The following is a 20,916-nucleotide window of genomic DNA, read 5'->3' on the forward strand; positions in this document are numbered from 1 at the left end:
TAAATATTCGGAAAAAAGTCGGTGGAAATGTTGGCGCGAGTCGATGCCGCACATTTTGGCAATGGCATCCACAGAATAATCCGGCTGTTCCTGCAGAAGTTTGGCGGCATATTCCAGCTTCAGCTTGTTGATGTATTGAGGAAATTTCAGTCCGGTGTTCTGCTGCAAAATCCTGCAAATACGACCTTAAATTTCAGGATTTATCCGTAAGTTTGCATCCCAACAATTTAACTGATTGAGATATGACTTACGATATACCCACAATGGTTTCTGAAGCAACCGGAGTTCTTAAGTCTCTGATTGCTATCCCTTCTCTTAGCCGTGACGAAGAAAAAGCGGCAGATTATCTGCAGAATTACATCGAACTGCAAGGCATGACCACCGGCCGGAAAGGCAACAACGTGTGGTGCCTCAGTCCAATGTTCGATTTGAATAAGCCCACCCTGTTGCTGAACTCACACATTGATACCGTGAAAGCCGTAAACGGCTGGCGGAAAGATCCGTTTACACCCACCATGGAAAGTAACGGGAAATTATATGGATTAGGTAGTAATGATGCCGGTGCAAGCGTTGTCAGCCTATCGCAAGCCTTTCTGCATCTTTGCCGCACCACACAGAAGTACAATCTCATTTTTCTTGCTTCTTGTGAAGAAGAAGTTTCCGGAAAAGGTGGCATCGAGTGTGTATTACCGGAACTTCCCCCGATCCACTTTGCCATTGTAGGCGAACCTACCGAGATGCAGCCCGCCATTGCAGAAAAAGGATTAATGGTGCTGGATGTAACCGCTTACGGCAAAGCCGGACATGCCGCACGAAACGAAGGAGATAATGCCATATATAAGGTATTGGAAGATATCGCCTGGTTTCGCGACTATCGCTTTGAAAAAGTCTCTCCACTGTTAGGACCTGTAAAGATGAGTGTAACACAAATAAATGCAGGTACACAGCACAATGTCATTCCCGACCGCTGCACTTTTGTGGTAGATATCCGCAGTAACGAATGTTATAGCAATCAGGAACTATTTACCGAAATACAAAAACATATTTCTTGCGAAGCCAAAGCACGTTCGTTCCGCTTAAGTTCTTCCCACGTAGAAGAACAACATCCGATAGTACAGCGTGCCGTGGCAATGGGGCGCGTTCCTTTTGGTTCTCCTACCCTCTCCGACCAGGCACTGATGTCATTCCCTTCTCTGAAAATGGGACCGGGAAAGAGCAGCCGTTCCCATACGGCAGATGAGTTTATCTTCATTCAGGAAATAGAAGAAGCGATAGGGTTATATCTGGAACTACTGGATGGAACCACTTTATAGTCTTTAATCCACTGCATACTAACAGTTTTATTAGTTTACTAATAATCAACGCATTGCATTTACCGACTATTTACCAAATAATGTAAAAGCATTTACCGCCGCATGTAACAACCTTTACCACTTATCGTAAAGCTCTTTACCTCCTATTGTAACGACCTTTACCTCGGCATGTAAACAGAGTTACCGTGTGGGGTAAAAAGAGTTACCTTGTAGAGTAACGGAAGTTATGCTACAAGGTAATGTCTTTTCCTGATTTAGCTAGACGCTTTTTCTGTTTATAAACGATATCAGTAGACGGTTCTTTAGATTATTGTACTGTTTCAGTAGTCACTTCTTCCTGAGTCATGCTGATATAGTGGACACCTCTCACAGAGTTGTTCTGATTCTGTTGACAGTCGTCTTGCTGGACTTGCAGAGCCCGTGCTTGCTTGTTCGGCAAGACACAGTGTCATCAATACCATGACTTACATACGACTAAAATCAAACAATTCAGATTCTGTACGCGCACCTTGCATCAATGTTTCTATTTTCTTTGCCATCTCCGGATATTGCCCTGCAACATTATTATCCTCATGTACATCCTTGGATAAGTCATAAAGTTCAAATGTTGTTTTCTCCGGACAACCAACAAACAGTCGCACGCCTTTCCAATTGCCATAACGTAGAGCTTGTCTACCTCCTTTTTCATGAAACTCCCAATAAAGATATTCGTGTTCCTTCTGCTTACCTTTTCCTAACAAAGTCGGCAAGAACGAAATGCCGTCAGTTTGAATATCACGTGTAGTGCCTGTTAACTCGGCAAAAGTTGGCATCATATCCCAGAAAGCCATAATATGGTTATTCGTAACTCCACCCTCGATATGATTCGGGCAACGGATAATCATCGGCATACGAATGCCTCCCTCATAAAGATCACGCTTCACTCCGCGATAAGGTCCGTAACTTTTAAAATAATCAGGGTTTGCCCCGCCTTCTCTATGAGGTCCATTATCAGAAGTAAATACGACAATAGTGTTATCATCAATTCCCAATTCAGCTAACAGTTCCATTATCTCACCCACATATTTGTCCAGACGAGTTACCATTGAAGCAAATGCAGCCAAAGGACGTTCTGCCGCACCATAAGCTCCCCGGCGGTTCGGGTTTTGCTCTGCCCAAGCCTCATCATCTTTTGCCGGAATGAGATTACAATAAGATTGATATACCGAATCTTTCGGCAAAACCAACTCTGCATGGGGAAGAGTATATGATAAATAGGCAAAGAATTTTTCTCCCGCATGGCTGCGAATATACTGTAAAGCCCGATTATGGATTAAATCCGCTGAATACGTACCCTCAGCCTGATTGTAATTCTCGGGAAATTCTACACGTTTTGTACCGTCCCACAGATGATCGGGATAATAATCATGAGCCAATGTTTGGCAATTATACCCCAAGAACTCATCGAAGCCCACTTTGGTCGGATCTGATTCGGAACCCGGATATCCCAAGCCCCATTTTCCAAAACATCCGGTTGCATAGCCAGCCTCATGGAACAGTTCTGCAATAGTATATGTACCGGCAGGCATTGCTACTTGTCCTTCAGGATCCATACGCATGTTGCCGCGAATATATGTATGTCCCGTATGTTGCCCTGTCATCAGTGATGCACGCGAAGGCGCCGAAACGGAAGTACCGGAATAGCACTGCGTAAACCGCATACCTTCATCAGACATCCGTTGCAAATTAGGAGTCTTTATTAAATTCTGCCCATACGGTGAAATATCACCTATACCAAGGTCGTCTGCCAAAATATAAATGACATTGGGACTTTGTTTCCATTCCGCTTCCGGCTGCTGCGCACAGCTACAAGCAACCATAGCTCCTGCGATTCCACAAGAGATGCTAAATAATTTTTGTTTTTCCATCTGAAATCAATTTAGTATTAAATTTATCAATCTATCGTTATTGCCTTTTTAGCTTTCGGAGTAAATAATACATCGTCGATGCAAAGCTTTCCTCCCTTTATCTTAATATTCCGGTTACGGCTACCGGACACCCGAACTTTTTGCTCTCCGTTTCCGGCATAAACTAAATCTTTGACCTCAATGTCTTTTGAGTTATTGAATGAAAGTACCGGCCCTTCCGCAACATCCAAATGTATATTTTCCATCCGTAATCCACATGTTTCATCAACCTGCGCTCCGGTAACAGAATGTATCATACAGTCAGTAAGAGATACATTACTTACATTCATTTCCGGAAGGCCATTGAGAAACATCGCCCTACCAGCATCACGGCATGTGATGTTTGAAATATGTATGTCTTGGAAACACGGAGTGTCATCAGTTACCGGCATAAAGGGAACATCAGTCATTTCACCTCCTTCCGGAATACCATCCGGTTCAGGAGTTTTCTCTTGATAGTAAGAGTCAAACCAAATAGCATAGTTCGCTATATCATTCATCATGATATTGTCTACGTATACATTAGACACAACTCCACCACGACCTCGCTTGCTTTTGAATCGAAGTCCAGTATCAGTATCAATGAAACGGCAGTTCCTCACAGAGACCCTGTCGATACCGCCTCCCGTATCACTTCCGATGACAAATCCGCCATGCCCATGAAACACGGTACAATTATCTATAACAATGTTGGCACAAGGTCCTCTCCTACGTCCCACATCACCAATTCCACTTTTCAGACAGATGGCGTCATCTCCCGCGTCTACCGCACAATTCACTATCAGTGCATTTGTACATGAACTCAAATCAATGCCATCACCATTCTGAGCATTCCAGGGACAACGAACCATAATTCCATCAACCACAATATTATCGCTTAAAATAAAGTTTACATGAAAACTCGGAGAATTCTGGAACACGACACCTTGCAACAGTACTCTCTCGCAACGGACAAAGCGTACCATACGTGGACGTTTCTTGGCTAACTTCTCAGATGATGTTTCAGGATACCATATTGCTCCATCCTGTTGTACAGTCCCACCTGTTTTTATAAAACTATTCCATTCTGCATTGCTAACCTTAAAACGCTTGACCGGACGCCATAATTCTCCGTTACCATCAAATACACCTTCACCGGTAATTGAAAAATTACTTTCATGATAAGCACTGATAGGAGATTGGCAACGGCTTCCAGAAGTGCCCTCATCCGGTGATAATAAAGGATATTGCGTTTTATCAGGTGTAAATAAAACAATTGCATTTTTCAAAACATGCAAGTCGATATTACTTTTCAAAACGATAGGACCAGTAAGCCATATCCCCTCCGGAACAATTAAATGCCCTCCGCCACGTTCCGACAAGTCTGCTATAGCCGCCGCAAATGCCTGAGTATTCAATGTCATGCCATTACCGATACCACCATACTCAGCCAGAGAAACTTCCAGTTCAGGAATGGCAGGAGTAACCGCTTTTGGAATATCAAAAGGCAAACCTTGATAGTATTTACCGTATCCTTCCGCTTTACAGGGAAAAACAACAAACAATATTACGAACACAAGCATAATAAGTTTAACTAGCTTTCTCATATTACGTATTCTTTTAAAATTTGATGTTACAAAAGTAAGCAATCTATAAAGTGGAGATTTGTAAAAATCATCAGTTATCATTCACTTTTTATCAAATACTATTTATTTCATCTTCTTTATTCTTGAATTTATGCAGTTGAATATATTCCTTGGGCGACACCTTATATTGTTCCTTGAAACAACGACTAAAATAACCCGGATCTGAGAATCCCAACTGATAGGCAACTTCTGATATGGAGAACTGTCCGGTTCTGATAAGCAATTCGGCTTTTATCACACGATACTCTTTGATAAGCTCTATAGGAGATTTGCCGGTCAAAGATTTTATTTTATTATACATAGTAGTTCTTCCCAACTTGAGATGAACAGCCAGATCATTGACCGTCAATTCCGTATCATGTATATTAGTATCTATCCATTCCATAAGTTCCTTCATGAACTCTTGATCACGATTGGTCACCACCACATCCTCCTGTGACACAAACTCTTCAATGCGATGATTGGCAGACTGAGATGAGAAATGTTCAAAAAGCAATCTGCGCCGTGTAAGGAGATTGTCTATGCAAACCAGCAAAAATTCCACACTAAATGGTTTGGTAATATAGCTATCTGCCCCATACTTTATAGCTTTAAATTTATCTTCCGAAGTTTGTTTTGCCGTAAGCATAATAATAGGAACATGACTGGTCTCAAAGTTATGGCGAAGCTTATCCACCAATTCGATTCCATCCATCCGTGGCATGATTAAATCTGTCACAATAACGTCCGGCTGATGGACAGCGATTTTGTCCAATGCATCCACCCCATCCACAGCTTCAATCACTCTATAACTCTCCATCAAGTTATTAAAGATAAATTTACGTATCTCTGCATTATCGTCAACAAGCAAAATTGTTGGCGCATCCTTTGGAAGAGCCTGTTCTGAATAAGTCGCTGATATATTTTTCATGTCAGTCGACACCGAATAATTATTTTCATCCGCTACAGTATCAAAATCAATCTGCTCCATACTGAAATGTTGATTACCCTGCAAGAGTTTTATTGTGAAGGTACTGCCTTTTCCCACCGTACTTTCCACATTAATGGTACCATGATGTAATTCCACAATCTCCCGACACAAAGCTAAGCCTATTCCACTTCCATGTATATCTCTCCTTATCGCTTTCCGAAATTGTGAGAAACGGGCAAATATCTGTTTCTGGTGTTCTTTGGAGATTCCCACTCCGGAATCATCTACAGATATATAAACACAGTCCTTTTCATCTTCTGCCTCCTTACATGTTATAGACAGAGAAACCCTCCCATTATCCGGAGTAAATTTAAAAGCATTGGAAAGTAAATTGTATAACACACTCTCCATTCGCTCCGTATCAATCCATAACATAATACAACTATGAGAAACTGTCAATAAGAGAGTGATTTTTCGTTCATCAGCCATATCCCTGAAGTCTTTAAGTACATTCTGAGCTATGGGTATAATATCAGCATTCTGTACTTTAAGTTCCAATTTGTCTTTAACTATTTTACGGAAGTCGAGTAATTGGTTTATTAAAGATAGCATCCGTTTGGAATTCTTGTATGACATTCCTAAACTGTCTTGTCCTCTTTTTGACAATGTTTCCCGTTTTTGCAAATCCTCCAATCCTCCAATAATAAGGGTCAAAGGAGTGCGCAATTCATGTGAAATATTAGTAAAGAATCTTATCTTCATTTCCGACATGTGTTGTTCCATCCTTGTTTCTGCACGAAGCTTTGTCATTATATAAAGTGTGCGCATTACAAGCCATAATACAGCTAAAAACAGAATACTATATATACAATAAGCATACCAGCTGAGCCATGGAGGAGTAGCAATGTGAATCTTCATCGTAATCTCCGGACTGTTCATCAACTCATTGCCAACAAAAGCTTTGACATGAAAAGTATAATGCCCATGAGGAACTTTTGAATAATAGGCACTGTTTACTTTTCGCGAAATAGTCCAAGTATTATCATACCCTTCCAAATAATACATATAATTTACTTTGTCTTGCAATCGGAAATTAAGTGATGCAAACTCTACCCGGAAGAGTAAATAATTATATGGTAATTCTATCTCATTCTTTGTTATATCAGTCTCCCAAAAAGGATTTGCGATCTTCTGATCCTGTATTTCCAGATCCGTGAATGACAGACGATATTCATATTGAGAGAACTGCACTTTATGAGTATTTATCATCTGTAGTTTATTTAGCCCTCCAAAAAGGATAGTGCCTTTAGCGTCAGTGGCAACGGATGCTTCATTATAAGATATCGGAGTAGAGTTGCTCCATAGAGAATAATCAGTGAATATTTTCTGCTGAGGTTCAAAACGCATGATTCCTTTCTCGGTCGAAATCCAAATATTCTTGTCACTATCTTCGGCTGCAGCCAACACGATATTGTCAAGCAAGCCATTAACTGTCGTATAATTCACAAATATGGGTACCTCATTGTCGGAATATCCTTTTATTAAACTTAATCCTCCTCCATAAGTTGATAGCCATATCTGTCCGGAGGAATCTTTCAATATATGTATGACATCATTTCCTCCAATAGAATTCTTACTGCCCGGATAGCGTCTACATACAGTAAATTGCATTTCTTCGGGTGATTCTGAAGGATTACATATCATCAATCCCTCAGTCGTAGCTATAAACATTCTATCTAATGTATCACTAAGTATATATCTGACTCGCTTGCCCTCTCCCCTAGGATAATTGGGAAAATTATTATAAATATTTATAAAGCGATCAGAGTCGATATCAGACAACAGATTTATTCCTCCTTCAAAAGTCGCAATCCATATTCTGCCAAAACAATCCTGGTCAATAGCATAAACATGATTATCAGAAAGTGACCCAATATCTCCTTCTACATGAAGATAATGATTAAATTTATATTCCTTCCCGTCAGGGGTAAGACGCCACAACCCATTTCCTTTAGTCCCAACCCAAATATTTCGAAGTGAATCCTCAAAAATAGCATATATCTTGCCTAATGGATTTCCATTATCAGAATGAGAATAGAGATGTTTTAAATTGTATTGACTATCATAACAATATAATCTACCATTCTTTGTTCCGACCCATAGATTACTATCTCTATCCAATTGGAGAGCGCGTATATTATCTGGATAATTTGTGTCCTGTCCACTTGAAAGTTGGAAAATATCCGACCGGGCATCTTCTATAACAATTTTCACTAATCCTTTTTCATAATATGGCGAAAGCCACATGACATTATCATCATCTATTTCGAAAGCGGTAACTCCATTTGTCATTCTGAAATCGGTTGAAGGTACATTAAAGAAAGGTTCTACCAAGTCTTTCTCCCGGTTATAATAGCCAAAACCTGCTTGTTTCATTTTTATCCATACAACATCATTACATTCTTGTACTACGCTCAATGTATCGGAAAAATAATCAACAGTATTCAACTCTTGACTGAAGTGTTTATAATCACATCTTGAGGGATCAAAGCGTGTAATACCCGGGCACAAATCGGTTATCCACACAGTATTGTGAGAATCAACTGTCATGTGGCATATATGCTGTGGCACAATACCTGACGGCATTTTATCTTCCAAAGCATTCATCTTTTTCTTCAGCACTTTAACCCCACTGAAGGAAGTACCGATATATAGTTCACTTCCATCTGCTGCACTAGCCAGAGTCGTTATGCCATCTATTTTGATATCATCATAGCAAAGTAGAGAGTAGCCTTTCAAAAACCGAGAAATCAAGTGATATTTTGTAGCGAAAGCAATTCCTTCACCTACAACGGCTGCTGCAATAATCGGTTCATCACTTTTAATACGCATCTCAATCTGAAAATCGGGTGTTATAGTTATCACACGCCTCCCCCTATCGCAAACCAGCCAAACAGCACCATCAACTGTTTCACACATAAAAGAAACAGCGGAATCTATCTGTCTATTTCCAATAAAACTATGAGCCGTCAGAGGGGAGCTGTTTTTGGAACCAGAGAAACATACCACGCCATTATCTTGAAACTCAACCCATACAGTCCCTGTTTTATGGCAAAATAAGACTTTTCCTATACGATAAGATTTCCCAGCAAGTTGATCTACAAGTTGATCTATACTCTCGAATTGTTCTGTAAAACGATTAAAGCGATAGAGGTGCCCATCGTAAGTCTGAAACCATAAATGCCCGTTCGCATCCTCCATGACCTGAGTGAAACGATTATGCTGTACCGGAAGATTATCCGGATCATTGCAATAATTTTTAAAATGGTAACCGTCAAAACGGCTTATCCCATTCCAAGTACATATCCAGACAAAACCTCTTGAATCGGTATAAATATCTAAAATGTTATTATGCACGAGTCCATCTAACGATGTGTACGTTGAAAAAGTACCTCGTAAAGATTGTGCTGATATCGTCATTGGAGATATCCAAATGCAGAAAAACAATATATGTAGAAATTTCCTCATAAATAAAGGGTTTATTGGAACAAATATAAAACTATTCTTCTCCCCACACAGCCTTCAGCTTATATTTTTCAATTTCTTCCGATGTGAGTTGCCGACTCCATACTACTCTTTTACCAGTTCCAGCCCCAGGTCCCTTATTATTATATTCGGCATAAAATGCAGTTCCGCTCTGTACGATAGCTTTCTTCCAATCTGACCAACCTTCCGGACATATATGAGTACCCAAAAAACAATTTAAAAAGACAGTTTGAGCATGGATTCTCCAAGGGCGACCCAGAAAAACATGATCTACATTCTTCGCTGCAATCAAGGAACAGCTATCAAAAATAAATCCATATTGTTGTCCTTTACAAGTCGATGCAGCTGTTATATAAGAGTTCTTTTTACTCAAAATAGTGCATTCTTTAAAATAAGCTGTCGCACTTCCGAAAATGAAGTCCGTGGTTCCTTCAATCAGACAGTTTACAAACAAATAGCACTTGTTTCGACTACATAATTCATCTTCTTTCAGATTTCCGATACCATATAGGAACAACGTATCATGATTGCCTTTTATATGGCAATTTATGTAACGTTGCCTATCACCCATACAAAGTAATGCTACCGCTTGCCCTACAGCAGGTTCCGACGAATTCTCAATCGTAATGTTTTCTGCAACAAAAGAATCAGCAGCATTAATGATAGTTGCCGTTCCCGGAGTGCCAATGCGCACTCCGGTTTTTCCTGGTAATCTGGCAGAATCATGCCAAGTGATGACCGTTTGCCCTCCCGGCCTACCAATAATCCTGAGATTTTTCTTTGACGAAGGTATATTAACTTTCTCTTGATATATTCCTTCCTCTAAAAATACAACTGTTTCACGGTCGCAAAAATCAGGAACAGCCACTATTGCCTCACTTAAAGTTTTAAAATTACCACTTCCATCAGCAGATACGACAAAATCTGCCTGATAAAGTGAATCGCCTGCATTCGCTGTAATATCCGTTACTGATAAAATAACGAGAAAAAAATATACAAATATTTTCATCTTAGCTTATTTATATACAACGCTCCCTTCCGCCTTATTTGAAACAAAAGCGTTTCTCTCCGATATACAAGAAGAAGAAACTGAAATCAACCGATTGCGACTGCCCGTTACTATCAAAGCGTTCCCATCTATCCGGTGACATTGAAAACCTATAACAGTTAAATCTTTCACATTATTGAGCATCAATGCCGGACCACTTTTTGGAGTAACCATCACATTACGCAGGTTTACATTGGTAGTTTCGTGTATCTTTGCACCTTCGTCAGCGTATATGTGACAATCTTCTATAAATACATTCCGGACATTCATCTCCGGCAGTCCGTTGAAAAGCATTGCCCGTTTTGCTCCGTGACAGGTTACCTGCGATATATATATATCCTTGAATTGTGGCGTAGTCTCATCTGCATCAAAAGCAATCATGTCCTCGTCTTGTTCCGGTAGTTTCACGCTCACCCGTTTCCCATAGAACAAGTCAAATAGTAAAGCTTCCGAAACGATATCATTCATCATGATATTTTTAATGTAAATGTTCTCTACAACACCTCCACGTCCACGTTTACTCTTGAATCTCAGGCCTACATCCGTACCCGAAAAGCGACAATTGGATACGGCAATGTTCTTTACTCCTCCACTCATCTCGCTGCCCACAACAAAGCCTCCATGTCCATGATAGCAAACGCAGTTGTCCACAATAATATTAGAAGCCGGTATACCACGACGACGTCCCTCTTCATCTTTGCCACTTTTAATACAGATAGCATCATCACCTACATCAAACCAACTGTCGGTAAGAAGCAAATTGGTACATGACTCAATATCTATTCCATCACCATTCTTGGCATACCACGGACAACGCACAGCGATATTGTGAACAATAATATCACGGCTAAGAGAGAGGTGTACATTCCAACAAGGAGAATTTTGGAACACAATTCCTTCCAGCAAAACTCCATCACATTCTCTGAAATTCACCATTACAGGTCGTAAAAAGTCACGAACGCTTTCAAAATCCTCCATTGTCTTAGCCCAGGGAACAATGTTTTGAATGGCATCTTTGGCACCGCGATAGTAACTTTCCGTAGGATACCACAACTCACCATCCTCACTAAGTATTCCTCCACTTTGTATACATTCATTCCATACCATAGGTGGCATTTCATTCTTCTTTCCAAGGCGCCAAATATCACCTGCACCATCTATGATTCCCTTGCCAGTAACAGCTACATTGCTCTTTCTCACAGCCGAAAGCTGAGGCTTGCAACGGAACGTCTTACACCCCTCAAACACGGTTTCGACAATGGGATAGAGAGACTTGTCTTGGCTGAAAACCACTATCGAATTGTCTGACAGATGTAATTCCACATTGTTTTCCAATTCAATTGGTCCGGTCAGCCACACCCCTTGGGGCACAATCAAACGTCCCCCTCCCTTTGAAGCAAGATATTGAATGGCTTTCTCAAAAGCTTCACTATTGAGTGTCACTCCATCACCAGAACCGCCAAAATCTGTTAAGCAGATATTTAAATCAGGGATTACAGGCCGCTCAATAACAGGCATTTCAAACGGTAAATCACGATAAATGTCTTTCATATCCTTTGCTTGCAATTTCATACTTGAAAAGGACATAATTATAAATAGAAAAATTAATAACTGATTTTTCATTCTATATCGATTAAAAGTTAATCCCAACCTTCATTTTGATACCCCTTCAACGCTAAATTCAATTCTATTGCAGCCAAAGGTATAGGGCGCAGATAAAATTTGGTGGTAATCCTCCCCACAGGAATATCCGGATTGTGCGCTTCCACATATTCTGCTAATTTCCCCGTTCTAGTCAGGTCTGTCCAACGATGGTACTCCCCAGCCAATTCGCGGGCACGTTCATTCAAAATATAATCAATGTTCATCTCAGATGCGACCGCAGGTGTTGCTTTAGCACGATTACGTACAATATTAATATAAGAGACCGCTTCTTCCGGTTTATTCAACTTAATATAAGCTTCCGCAGCTATCAGATTTGTCTCTGCTAAACGAGCTAAATAGATGTCACGCATAGAAGAAGTAATCTTAAAATACTGTTTTCCATTCTCTATATCATCAAACTTACGAAATGGAGCTACTCCACAGATATCTGCAGACATTTTAGCTTGATAAGAAGTTTGTTCATTGCTAATATTATTTCCTTCCGGAAGCATTTCCACTATAATTGCATTTTTACGACTGTCAAGAGCCGAGCGCCAACTTGCTATGTTTGCAATCTCCCAAGAAGGACAATAATAATAAATCACTTCACTCGTATTTTTCTTTTTCTCATCATAATAGTCCCAATAACTTTGACGCAACTCAAGCATAAAAGTTCCTTCATATCGTTCATCTTGAGCCGGATTATCCGTATTTGTATTAAATACTTCATGCATCCATAATGTGGGAGTTAATGTAGAGGAGGTATATTTATGACCAGCTTCTGCACCTTTTAAATAAGGTCCGTAATCAGCTTGTTGTCTGTTTCCATCTTTCTGTACATCAGCTACAGTTGCTACATTGTAATCAATAAAAAATAGAATCTCCTCATTCCTTTCCCCTTGGTTACTGAACAAAGTTGTAAATGGAGTGGTCAAAGGAGCACCTGCTCCTGCACTTTTAGCTGATGTAACGGCTGCATTAAAATCTTTCTCATCATGAGTGAGGTATCCTTTGCATAAATAAGCTTTTGCCAAATAATGTTTAGCAGCGACTTTTGTAAAACGACCGTCGCTTGATTTCTCAGCAAGCACAGATGAAGAAGAAGCCAACTCTGTCAATTCATCAATAATAAATTGGAAAATAGATTCCGCACTCTCTCGCTGTACACTTGTAATAGGAGAAGTAGTACGTGTGGTCACTAAAGGAACTCCACCGAACTGCTGTACTAAATTCAAATAATAAAATGCACGTAAGCCACGTGCTTCAGCAACGCGCTCGGCACGGCTATCATCTTCACCTCCCCAATAAATCACTTCATTCGCTAAAGAAATAGCCTTGTAGTGTTCCTTATAAAATGTTGTCACATTTTCTTCGGCACTTGAATAGTTCTGACCATACAAGTTACAAACTTGCACAGAAGTACGTCCACTTGCAAAAAGATCAGTTCCTCCCTCAAACAGCCAAGGAGCATCACTATATATAGTTCTTAATGAGCCATAAGCAGCATTACACAAACTTTCAAACCCAGCTGATGTGTTATAGTAATCAGCTCCCGGTACATTCGATTTATTATCCTGTTCCAAGAAATCAGAACATCCAGCTAATATTGCAAATAAAAAGACTGTCACAACTGTATATAACTTTTTCATAATCATATTTCTACTATTAAAATTTAACATTTAATCCTAATTGATAAGTAACAGAACTCGGTCCTCCTGTTCCATCTGAAATTTTAGCATCAGCCCATTCCGGATCAAATCCTTTATAATCTGTGAAAGTGAAAGGATTTAATATATTAGCGTAAATACGCAAATTCTCAAGACCTATTTTCTTTATCAGTTTTTTAGAAAAAGTATATCCAACTGTTATATTTTTAATTTTCCAATAAGAAGCATCCACATAATTATTAGATTCAAATTCTTTATTCTTACTAGTATACCAACCATTTCCACCGCCATAATTATAAGCTGCCCCATCAAACGGATACGGATAAGAGCCTACGGTTGTATGGTCAGCCACTATATTAGGATTGGATGTAAGTGAGGTCGTTGTTTTTCCATCCCACGTATAATTGAATATTGGAGCACCCTCTGGAATATAAAAATCCATATTCAATTTAGTTCGTCCACGGTCACTATAATTTGTAAATTCTTCCATAAAAGGACTATATAACAAATGCCCTTGCTTCGTATTTATACTCATAGAAAAATCCCAATTCTTATATGACAAAGTGGTAGACAAGTTTCCAGTCCATTTCGGTAAAGCATGCCCCAATATCTGCCGATCATCATCATTCAGTTTCCCATCTTTATTTGCGTCTTCATAAGTCATACATCCTTCAAAATAGCCATACCATTCAGAATTGGTCTTTGTCACCCCATTAATCGTTACTAACTCATTCGCTTTTGCTTGAGTACATATTCCCAATTGTTTCAAATCATAAGCAACATCAATGGGTTGCCCGATAAACCAACGCTCGGCACGCATGTCTTCTTTCTTACCTTGTAGTTCAAGAATTTCATTTTTATTCTTAGCGAATGAGGCCGTTATATCCCAATAAAAATCCTTTGATTGAAATAATATTCCTTTCAACATCAATTCCACTCCGCTATTACGCACTTTACCTACATTCGCAGTCATACTTCCATTATAGGAACCTTGTTCTAATAATAATTTCATATCCATAAGCAGATCTTTGGATGTTTTTGTATACCAATCAAATGTACCAGAAACTCGTCCTCCCAAGAAAGCAAAATCCAGACCTGTATTAAATTCCGTGGTAGTTTCCCAACTTAATAATTCATTCATAATACCAGGACCAAATCCTTTACCGAAGCCAGAATAATAAAGCTGATTGGCAAGAAATGAAGTTTCATAATTTCCTACAGAAGCATTATTTCCCGTAGCACCATAGCTAACACGTAATTTCAGATTATTAATCCACGACATACTGTTTTTAACAAAATTCTCTTCACTAATACGCCACGCTAATGCCGCCGAAGGAAACATTCCCCAGCGATGACCTTCTTTGAATTTTGAAGAACCATCCCAACGAGTAGACAAAGTAGCCAGATATTTCCCTTTATAACCATAATTTACACGTAAAGCATATGAAAGCATTGTCGATTTCCCATAAGAACTCTTCACATCGCTATAGCCCGAAGCAGCCGAACCCAAATTATACCACAAAGTTTCAGAAGTAACATTATTTCCTGTTAACTCATATTTTTCAGCTTCTGTGCTATAAACACTCATCAAAGCCATAGCATTCAAAGTATGACTTTCACCGAATGTCTTAATGTAATTCACTTGTGTATCCCATGTATAAGAAAAATATTCATCTTTAGTTATAGTCGCTTTAGCATCACCGGTAGGATTGTCTTTAGCATTGTAAGTCCCTGCTTGTTCTTCAGAAAGCCCACCATAGTATTCTCCTCTTCGTTTAGTAGACATTGTTGGAGAGAATGTTGTTTTAACCAATATTTCTTCTATCGGCTGATATTGCAAATACATCGTTGTCAATACGCGATATCCTTTAGTTTTATCCTCAGAATTCATTGCATCAACTAAAGGCGAAACTGTAGAAGTAAACCCTGCCGGATACGCCTCACTTTTCTCTTGTCCAGCTACCAAATCTTTACCTGGCATATAATTCAGTTCTCCAGTTGCAGTATTGTAAGGAAGCCAAAAGCCATTAGAGCGAAAAGATGTCTGTACTGCTCTTCTCGAACCATAATTATACTCAAAAGCGACCAGATTAGCTGTTGCCCCCATGGCCAATTGCCTATTTATCTTACCATCAATTGCTAATTTCAGATTATAGCGTCTCAGTCCATCACCCATTACCCCATCCTCTTGTTGATAACCAGTACCTACACGATAGGAAACTTTTTTCCCAGCACCTGACACTTGGATGAAATGATTCTGCTGTGTACCATCTTTAAGCATTAGATCAGTCCAGTCTGTAAAATCATGGTTCAAAAACTGCTCTTGCATTTTAGGAGCATTTTTATTCCAACAAGCTTTCATATTTGTTGTTGTTATTTCAAGAGGTAACCGTCCATTAATAATCGCTGCATTCTCAACAGGTGTAGCATATCTCATATAACGGTAGTTAATCCATTCAATCGGGTCCATAAAGTCAGGCATCCGCGCAACAGTTTTATATCCAGCATAGCCATCATATGTGACAGACACTTTCATGTCTTCTCCTGCTTTGGCTTGCTTAGTAGTAACAATGACAACACCATTGGTAGCACGCGAACCATAAATAGCAGTGGAAGAGGCGTCTTTCAATATGTCTATTTTTTCAATATCTGAAGGATTGAGAAAATTAATATCATCACAAATAATACCATCTACTACAAATAAAGGTTGAGTACTACTTCCTAATGTACTTTTACCGCGAATGGAAATATTGAAACTCTCACCTACACGGCTGGATGATTGGCTAATATCCACCCCTGCAACTTGCCCCTGTAAAGACTCCATAACTGTAGTAGCTCCTTTGGATGTCAGTTTAGTATTATCCACACTGCCAATAGCACCTGTTAAATCTGATTTCTTCTGTACACCATAGCCAACTACCACAACCTCTTCCAGAGCCTGGGCATCTTCTTTCAAAGTAACTTTGATATAGGATTGTTCCCCAACTGTAACAACTTGAGTAATATACCCAATAAAAGAAATCTGCATTTTTGCATTTAAAGGTACATCTTGCAAAGTGAAATTACCTTCAAGGTCTGTAATAACCCCATTTGTTGTACCGACAATTAAAATATTTGCACCAATTATTGGTTCTCCGGCATTGTCAAGAACCGTTCCCTTTAATTGATGGCTCTGCGCAAAAGCAATTGAGCAGATTGTACTTAATAATAAAAGTACAAATACCCTTTGAGTAGTCTTTCTAAAATCCATAATGCTGTTTTTAATAGTTATTAAATTTAGATGAAACGTTTTATTTTGGGTGCAAGAATAGCGAATAACAACCATTTATACTTGGATTTTTTTTCATTTTTATAGGAGAATTTATCCAAATACAATCATAAAGAAAAAACAGCCATATATCAACGACAAGTATTGCAGCAAGCCCACCTTCACGGTATAGACGTGCAACATTTGCTGGGAAAGAATGGACTAGCTACCCTCTTGCAGAAGGAAGGATACAAGATGGAGCCTGTGAAGTGAAGCAATAATCTTTCAAAAGGAATTTCACAATCATCGATTCAGCCACGGCTCCGGATTCAGTTTCTCCTTCTCTTTCCTTAACTGGAAGTGCAGCACCGTGCGCCCATTGTCCGCACCATCCGAGAATACTTGTCCGAGGGCTTGCCGGGTAGTTACGGTATCCCCCGTCTTCACTGAAGCAGAAGCCAGGTTACAATAAACGGAAATGTAATTTCCATGGCGGATAAGAATGTTGAAAAGTCCGTTCAGTTGGAATACGGCAGCTACCTTTCCATCAAAGATAGCACGTGCCTGTGCACCGGGCTTACCTTGAATGTCTATCCCTTTATTATCCAGTTTCACATTGCGAAGCCCCTCTACGGAATACTGACCGTAGCGGCTGGTGATGATATACGGTCCGGTAATAGGTATTGGCAATTTACCACGGTTGCTTGCAAAGCTACCGGACAATTCCCGGTCTGCCTTATCCATTGTATAGGTTTCGAGAGGTGCCGCTTTCTTGGCGGTGATCGCTTCGGAAGAAGAAGTTGTAGCCGGTTTCGTTTCTTTTGCAGCAGCCTTCTTACGGGCAGCCGCTTCCTTACGTGCCTCTTCTGCAGCACGTTTACGGGCTTTCTCTATTTCTTCGGCTATCAGACGATCGATACGGGCATTCAGTTGATTGGCTTCCTTGCGTTTTTTGTTCAGCTCATTTTGCAGCCCACGCTGCTTCTTCTGTAAATTGGCAACCAAGGCTTTCTTCTCCTTCTCCTGGTCTTCTAACTTTTCTTTTTCCACTTCACGCTCTTTCAGCAAGCTGGCTTTGGCTTTCTTTACCTGTTGAAGTTCCGTCTTCTTTTGATTGACCTGCTCTTGTTTCTTCAGGATCTCTTCGCCTTGCAGGCGCTGATAGTCGGCATACTCACGCACATAGCGCAAACGGCGATAAGTTTGCGATAATGTCTTGGCGGAAAGAATAAACAAAAGTTTGTCTTGAACGGAACGGTTCTTATACAGATATTGAACAGAAGACTCATATTTCTTCTTCTTATCCTTCAGATCATTTTCGAGGCGGACTAACTGACGTTCCAGTTTGGAAAGTTCACGATCTATAGTCTCCATATCATTATTAATGGCGAGAATATACCGTTTTCGTTCCTCAATCTGCCCGGTAAGGGCGGCAAGACCATTCAACTGGCTACCGACATCTTTCTTTGTAGTGTTCAGAAGTGTTTCCGACTCGGCTATTTGTTTTTGCAAAGCACCCCGTTTACTTTCCAACTCCTTAATCATCTTGTTGGATTGGGCGCAAAGTGGCAGAGCCAGACAGAAACAACCTATGAAAATACAAAGAAACTGTCTCATAACTTGGCCAGCATCTCTAAAAGTTCAGTCCATTCAACCTTAGTATATCTGGAAGACACCTGAGTCGGAGTCAGCGATATCTCTTTGTCTGAAAAGTCGGTAAGAACGATTTTTCCTTTCTCCAAAGAAGGAATCCCCAACTCCTTACCTGTCAAAGAAGCTTTGCCACCGGGTTTGGCAGCCTCAAAAAGCATCTTCTCCAAATGGGCAAAGTCGGCCTTCTTGGGCAAAACGTCTTTCAATTCCTTACGGGTAGCCTGTACATAACGTTTTCCCATACGGTCCACTACCAACACATCGTCGGGAGTAATCTCCAATCGTGCCACTTCACTGCGGAGGATAGGCATCAGAAGGGAAAGCTGCATACGTTCACCGCTTACAAGCTTCATGGTACCGTTCACTGTAATCGTGCCTCCCTTGTTAGGAATGGTCAACTGTACTTTAGAAGATAAAAAGCGCGGTTCTCCCAACGAAGAAGTCACTTTCCGGGAAGTCTTACAACCGGAAAGACCTACTACCAGGGTCAGGAGAAGCAAGAGAGGCAGCATACGAATACTGCCTACCGTTCTGTATTTGCTGTGTAACGTTCTCATTCGGGTATATATTTCTTTTTCTCGATCTTCTTTTTCAATGTCTTAGACTCACTGCCCACTTCCTGAGCTTGCTTCCAATACTTCAAAGCACCATCCACATCACCGGTCATATAATAGATATCACCCCCATGTTCAAGAATGGTATCACTTTGGTCTTTATCATTCTTTATTGCATCGTCTATGTAGAGACGGGCTTCGGCATAGTTGCCTTTCTCAAACAGAATCCAGGCGTAGGTATCCAGATAAGTGGAGTTCTTCGGTTCGGATTTCACCGTTTTATAACTCATTTCCTCCGCTTTGTCTAAGTCACGGCGTTCCAGCGAGAGGTAATAGGCATAGTTATTCAATGCTCCCAGATTTGCCGAATTGTAAACCAATGCAGAGTCATAGGCTGCATAGGCTTCTGTATTCATTTTCTTGGTATGATAGATATCGCCCATGATGGCATAGAAGTTCGAAACAAATTCTTTATCACTCTTTTCCGGGATGTTTTCCAATCCTTTCTTGCAAATGGCAAGTGCATCATCAGTGCGGTCAGCCTGATTATAGGCTATGGAAAGATAGAAATAGAACTCCAGCATATCGGGATTAGACTCGATACCGGCCTCGCAAAGACGGATTACTTCTTTATAATCTTCTTTCCGTATTGCTTCACCGAGAAGTGTCATGCGGGCAGCCGTATTCGTCGGATCAATGTCCAGCACTCGTTCCAGTACGGGCATTGTCTCTTTATTCATTTTCTTAGCAAGAAGATATTGGGCATAAAGCATCGGCATCTGTGCATCATCCTGATCTTGTTCCATAATACGGTCGAAAAGGTTGATTACGCGGGTACTGTCTCTACCAGCTCGTTCATTTTCAACCACAAACTGACGCATCACGTTCAACTTTGTATCAGAGGGCACTTTCTTATTTAGTAAAAGAGTATCCAGTTGTTGCTCGTAGAGTTCTTTCTGTCCGGTTTGTTCGTAATAAGAAGCCAATGAATACATTGCCATGGCATTATCCGGTTCGGTGGCAAGCACTTTCTTATATATGTTATAGGCTTCGTCCTTCTTGTCGTTCTGCATATAGACATCACCCAGTATCACCTGATATCGCATATCCATCGGATACTCTTCCACCAGACTCTCTATCTCACGGAAAGCGCTCTGATTATCCTTCTTCTGTAAATAGATACGGAATTTCTCCATACTGAGTTGCTCGTTCTTTCCCATCTTTTCTTCCAAACGATTCAAGGTGGTAATCACGTTATCGTACTCTTCCAGACGGTTGTATATATCCAACAAGCTGTACAGAGGATCCATCCTATCCGAGAAACGGGTTGCCATGCTTTCCAGCAGATTCGTAACTTTCTGCATCTCATTCTGTTGCTGATATAAGCTGGCCAATCCCTGGCTATACCAATAATTATCCGGATCATTTTCCACAGCCTTTTCCAATGCTGCCTGTCCTTGCGGAACTTGTTTAAGGTACATATAGTACTGCGAAATCTCGTACAAAGCCGATGAAGCATTCGGATTAATGGTCAGACAATGCTGCAATAAGTCAAAGGCAGCACTATAATCGTCTTTCATCTTCAAGCGGGAAGCTTCCAGGAAGAAGTAATCGTATTTACGCTGTTGTTCGGGCGTAAGCACAACCTGCGCCTTGGTTCCTTTCCGCTGTTTTTTTCCTCCCTGACGGGAAGTACCACACGATATAAGTATCGCACACAGTACGAAAAGAGATACTATTTTAAATTTCATTTTCATTCAGTC

At 40.3% G+C, this 20,916-nt stretch carries 12 protein-coding genes; 1 reads left to right on the forward strand and 11 read right to left on the reverse strand.

Going from position 1 to position 20,916, the window contains the following annotated elements:
* On the reverse strand, positions 1-168 hold a 168-nt coding region (locus BN161_RS28555; protein WP_244436456.1), incomplete at its 3' end, for a helix-turn-helix domain-containing protein.
* Between the two features lie 74 nt (positions 169-242).
* Between BN161_RS28555 and BN161_RS09050 the strand changes: the two genes are divergently transcribed.
* Positions 243-1,313: a M20 family metallo-hydrolase gene (locus BN161_RS09050; RefSeq protein ID WP_044265120.1), complete on the forward strand. Its 1,071-nt coding sequence runs from the start codon at positions 243-245 to the stop codon at positions 1,311-1,313.
* Positions 1,314-1,777: 464 nt separating this feature from the next.
* Here the strand turns inward: BN161_RS09050 and BN161_RS09055 are convergent, their stop codons facing one another.
* The 10 genes from BN161_RS09055 to BN161_RS09100 all read right to left on the reverse strand — a co-directional run bounded on the left by BN161_RS09055 (position 1,778) and on the right by BN161_RS09100 (position 20,904).
* Positions 1,778-3,220 (reverse strand): arylsulfatase, encoded by a 1,443-nt coding sequence (locus BN161_RS09055; protein ID WP_044265121.1) that lies wholly within the window; start codon positions 3,218-3,220, stop codon positions 1,778-1,780.
* Between the two features lie 26 nt (positions 3,221-3,246).
* A complete protein-coding gene (locus BN161_RS09060) occupies positions 3,247-4,845 on the reverse strand; it encodes a glycoside hydrolase family 28 protein (RefSeq protein WP_074435109.1) in 1,599 nt (532 codons plus the stop codon).
* A gap of 91 nt (positions 4,846-4,936) precedes the next feature.
* Complete coding sequence (locus tag BN161_RS09065) at positions 4,937-9,322, reverse strand: two-component regulator propeller domain-containing protein (RefSeq protein WP_044265123.1); 4,386 nt, start codon at positions 9,320-9,322, stop codon at positions 4,937-4,939.
* Between the two features lie 31 nt (positions 9,323-9,353).
* Complete coding sequence (locus BN161_RS09070; RefSeq protein ID WP_044265124.1) at positions 9,354-10,349, reverse strand: pectinesterase family protein; 996 nt, start codon at positions 10,347-10,349, stop codon at positions 9,354-9,356.
* A 6-nt stretch (positions 10,350-10,355) separates the two neighbouring features.
* Positions 10,356-11,939: a glycoside hydrolase family 28 protein gene (locus tag BN161_RS09075; protein ID WP_244436450.1), complete on the reverse strand. Its 1,584-nt coding sequence runs from the start codon at positions 11,937-11,939 to the stop codon at positions 10,356-10,358.
* An 89-nt stretch (positions 11,940-12,028) separates the two neighbouring features.
* Positions 12,029-13,681 carry a RagB/SusD family nutrient uptake outer membrane protein gene (locus BN161_RS09080; protein WP_044265129.1) on the reverse strand — a complete coding sequence of 551 codons (1,653 nt, stop codon included), beginning with the start codon at positions 13,679-13,681 and terminating at the stop codon, positions 12,029-12,031.
* Positions 13,682-13,697: 16 nt separating this feature from the next.
* Positions 13,698-16,949 (reverse strand): SusC/RagA family TonB-linked outer membrane protein, encoded by a 3,252-nt coding sequence (locus tag BN161_RS09085; RefSeq protein ID WP_007216931.1) that lies wholly within the window; start codon positions 16,947-16,949, stop codon positions 13,698-13,700.
* 300 nt (positions 16,950-17,249) lie between these two features.
* Entirely contained in the window at positions 17,250-18,563 is a 1,314-nt protein-coding gene (locus BN161_RS09090; protein WP_044265131.1) for a murein hydrolase activator EnvC family protein, read from the reverse strand.
* Entirely contained in the window at positions 18,560-19,156 is a 597-nt protein-coding gene (locus BN161_RS09095; RefSeq protein ID WP_044265133.1) for a DUF4292 domain-containing protein, read from the reverse strand. Before BN161_RS09095 ends, BN161_RS09090 begins: the two co-directional genes overlap by 4 nt.
* Entirely contained in the window at positions 19,153-20,904 is a 1,752-nt protein-coding gene (locus tag BN161_RS09100; RefSeq protein WP_081743665.1) for a tetratricopeptide repeat protein, read from the reverse strand. Before BN161_RS09100 ends, BN161_RS09095 begins: the two co-directional genes overlap by 4 nt.
* Positions 20,905-20,916 lie beyond the last annotated feature (12 nt).

Origin of the sequence: Bacteroides timonensis (assembly GCF_000513195.1) — a bacterium.
In the GTDB taxonomy this organism is placed as follows: domain Bacteria; phylum Bacteroidota; class Bacteroidia; order Bacteroidales; family Bacteroidaceae; genus Bacteroides; species Bacteroides timonensis.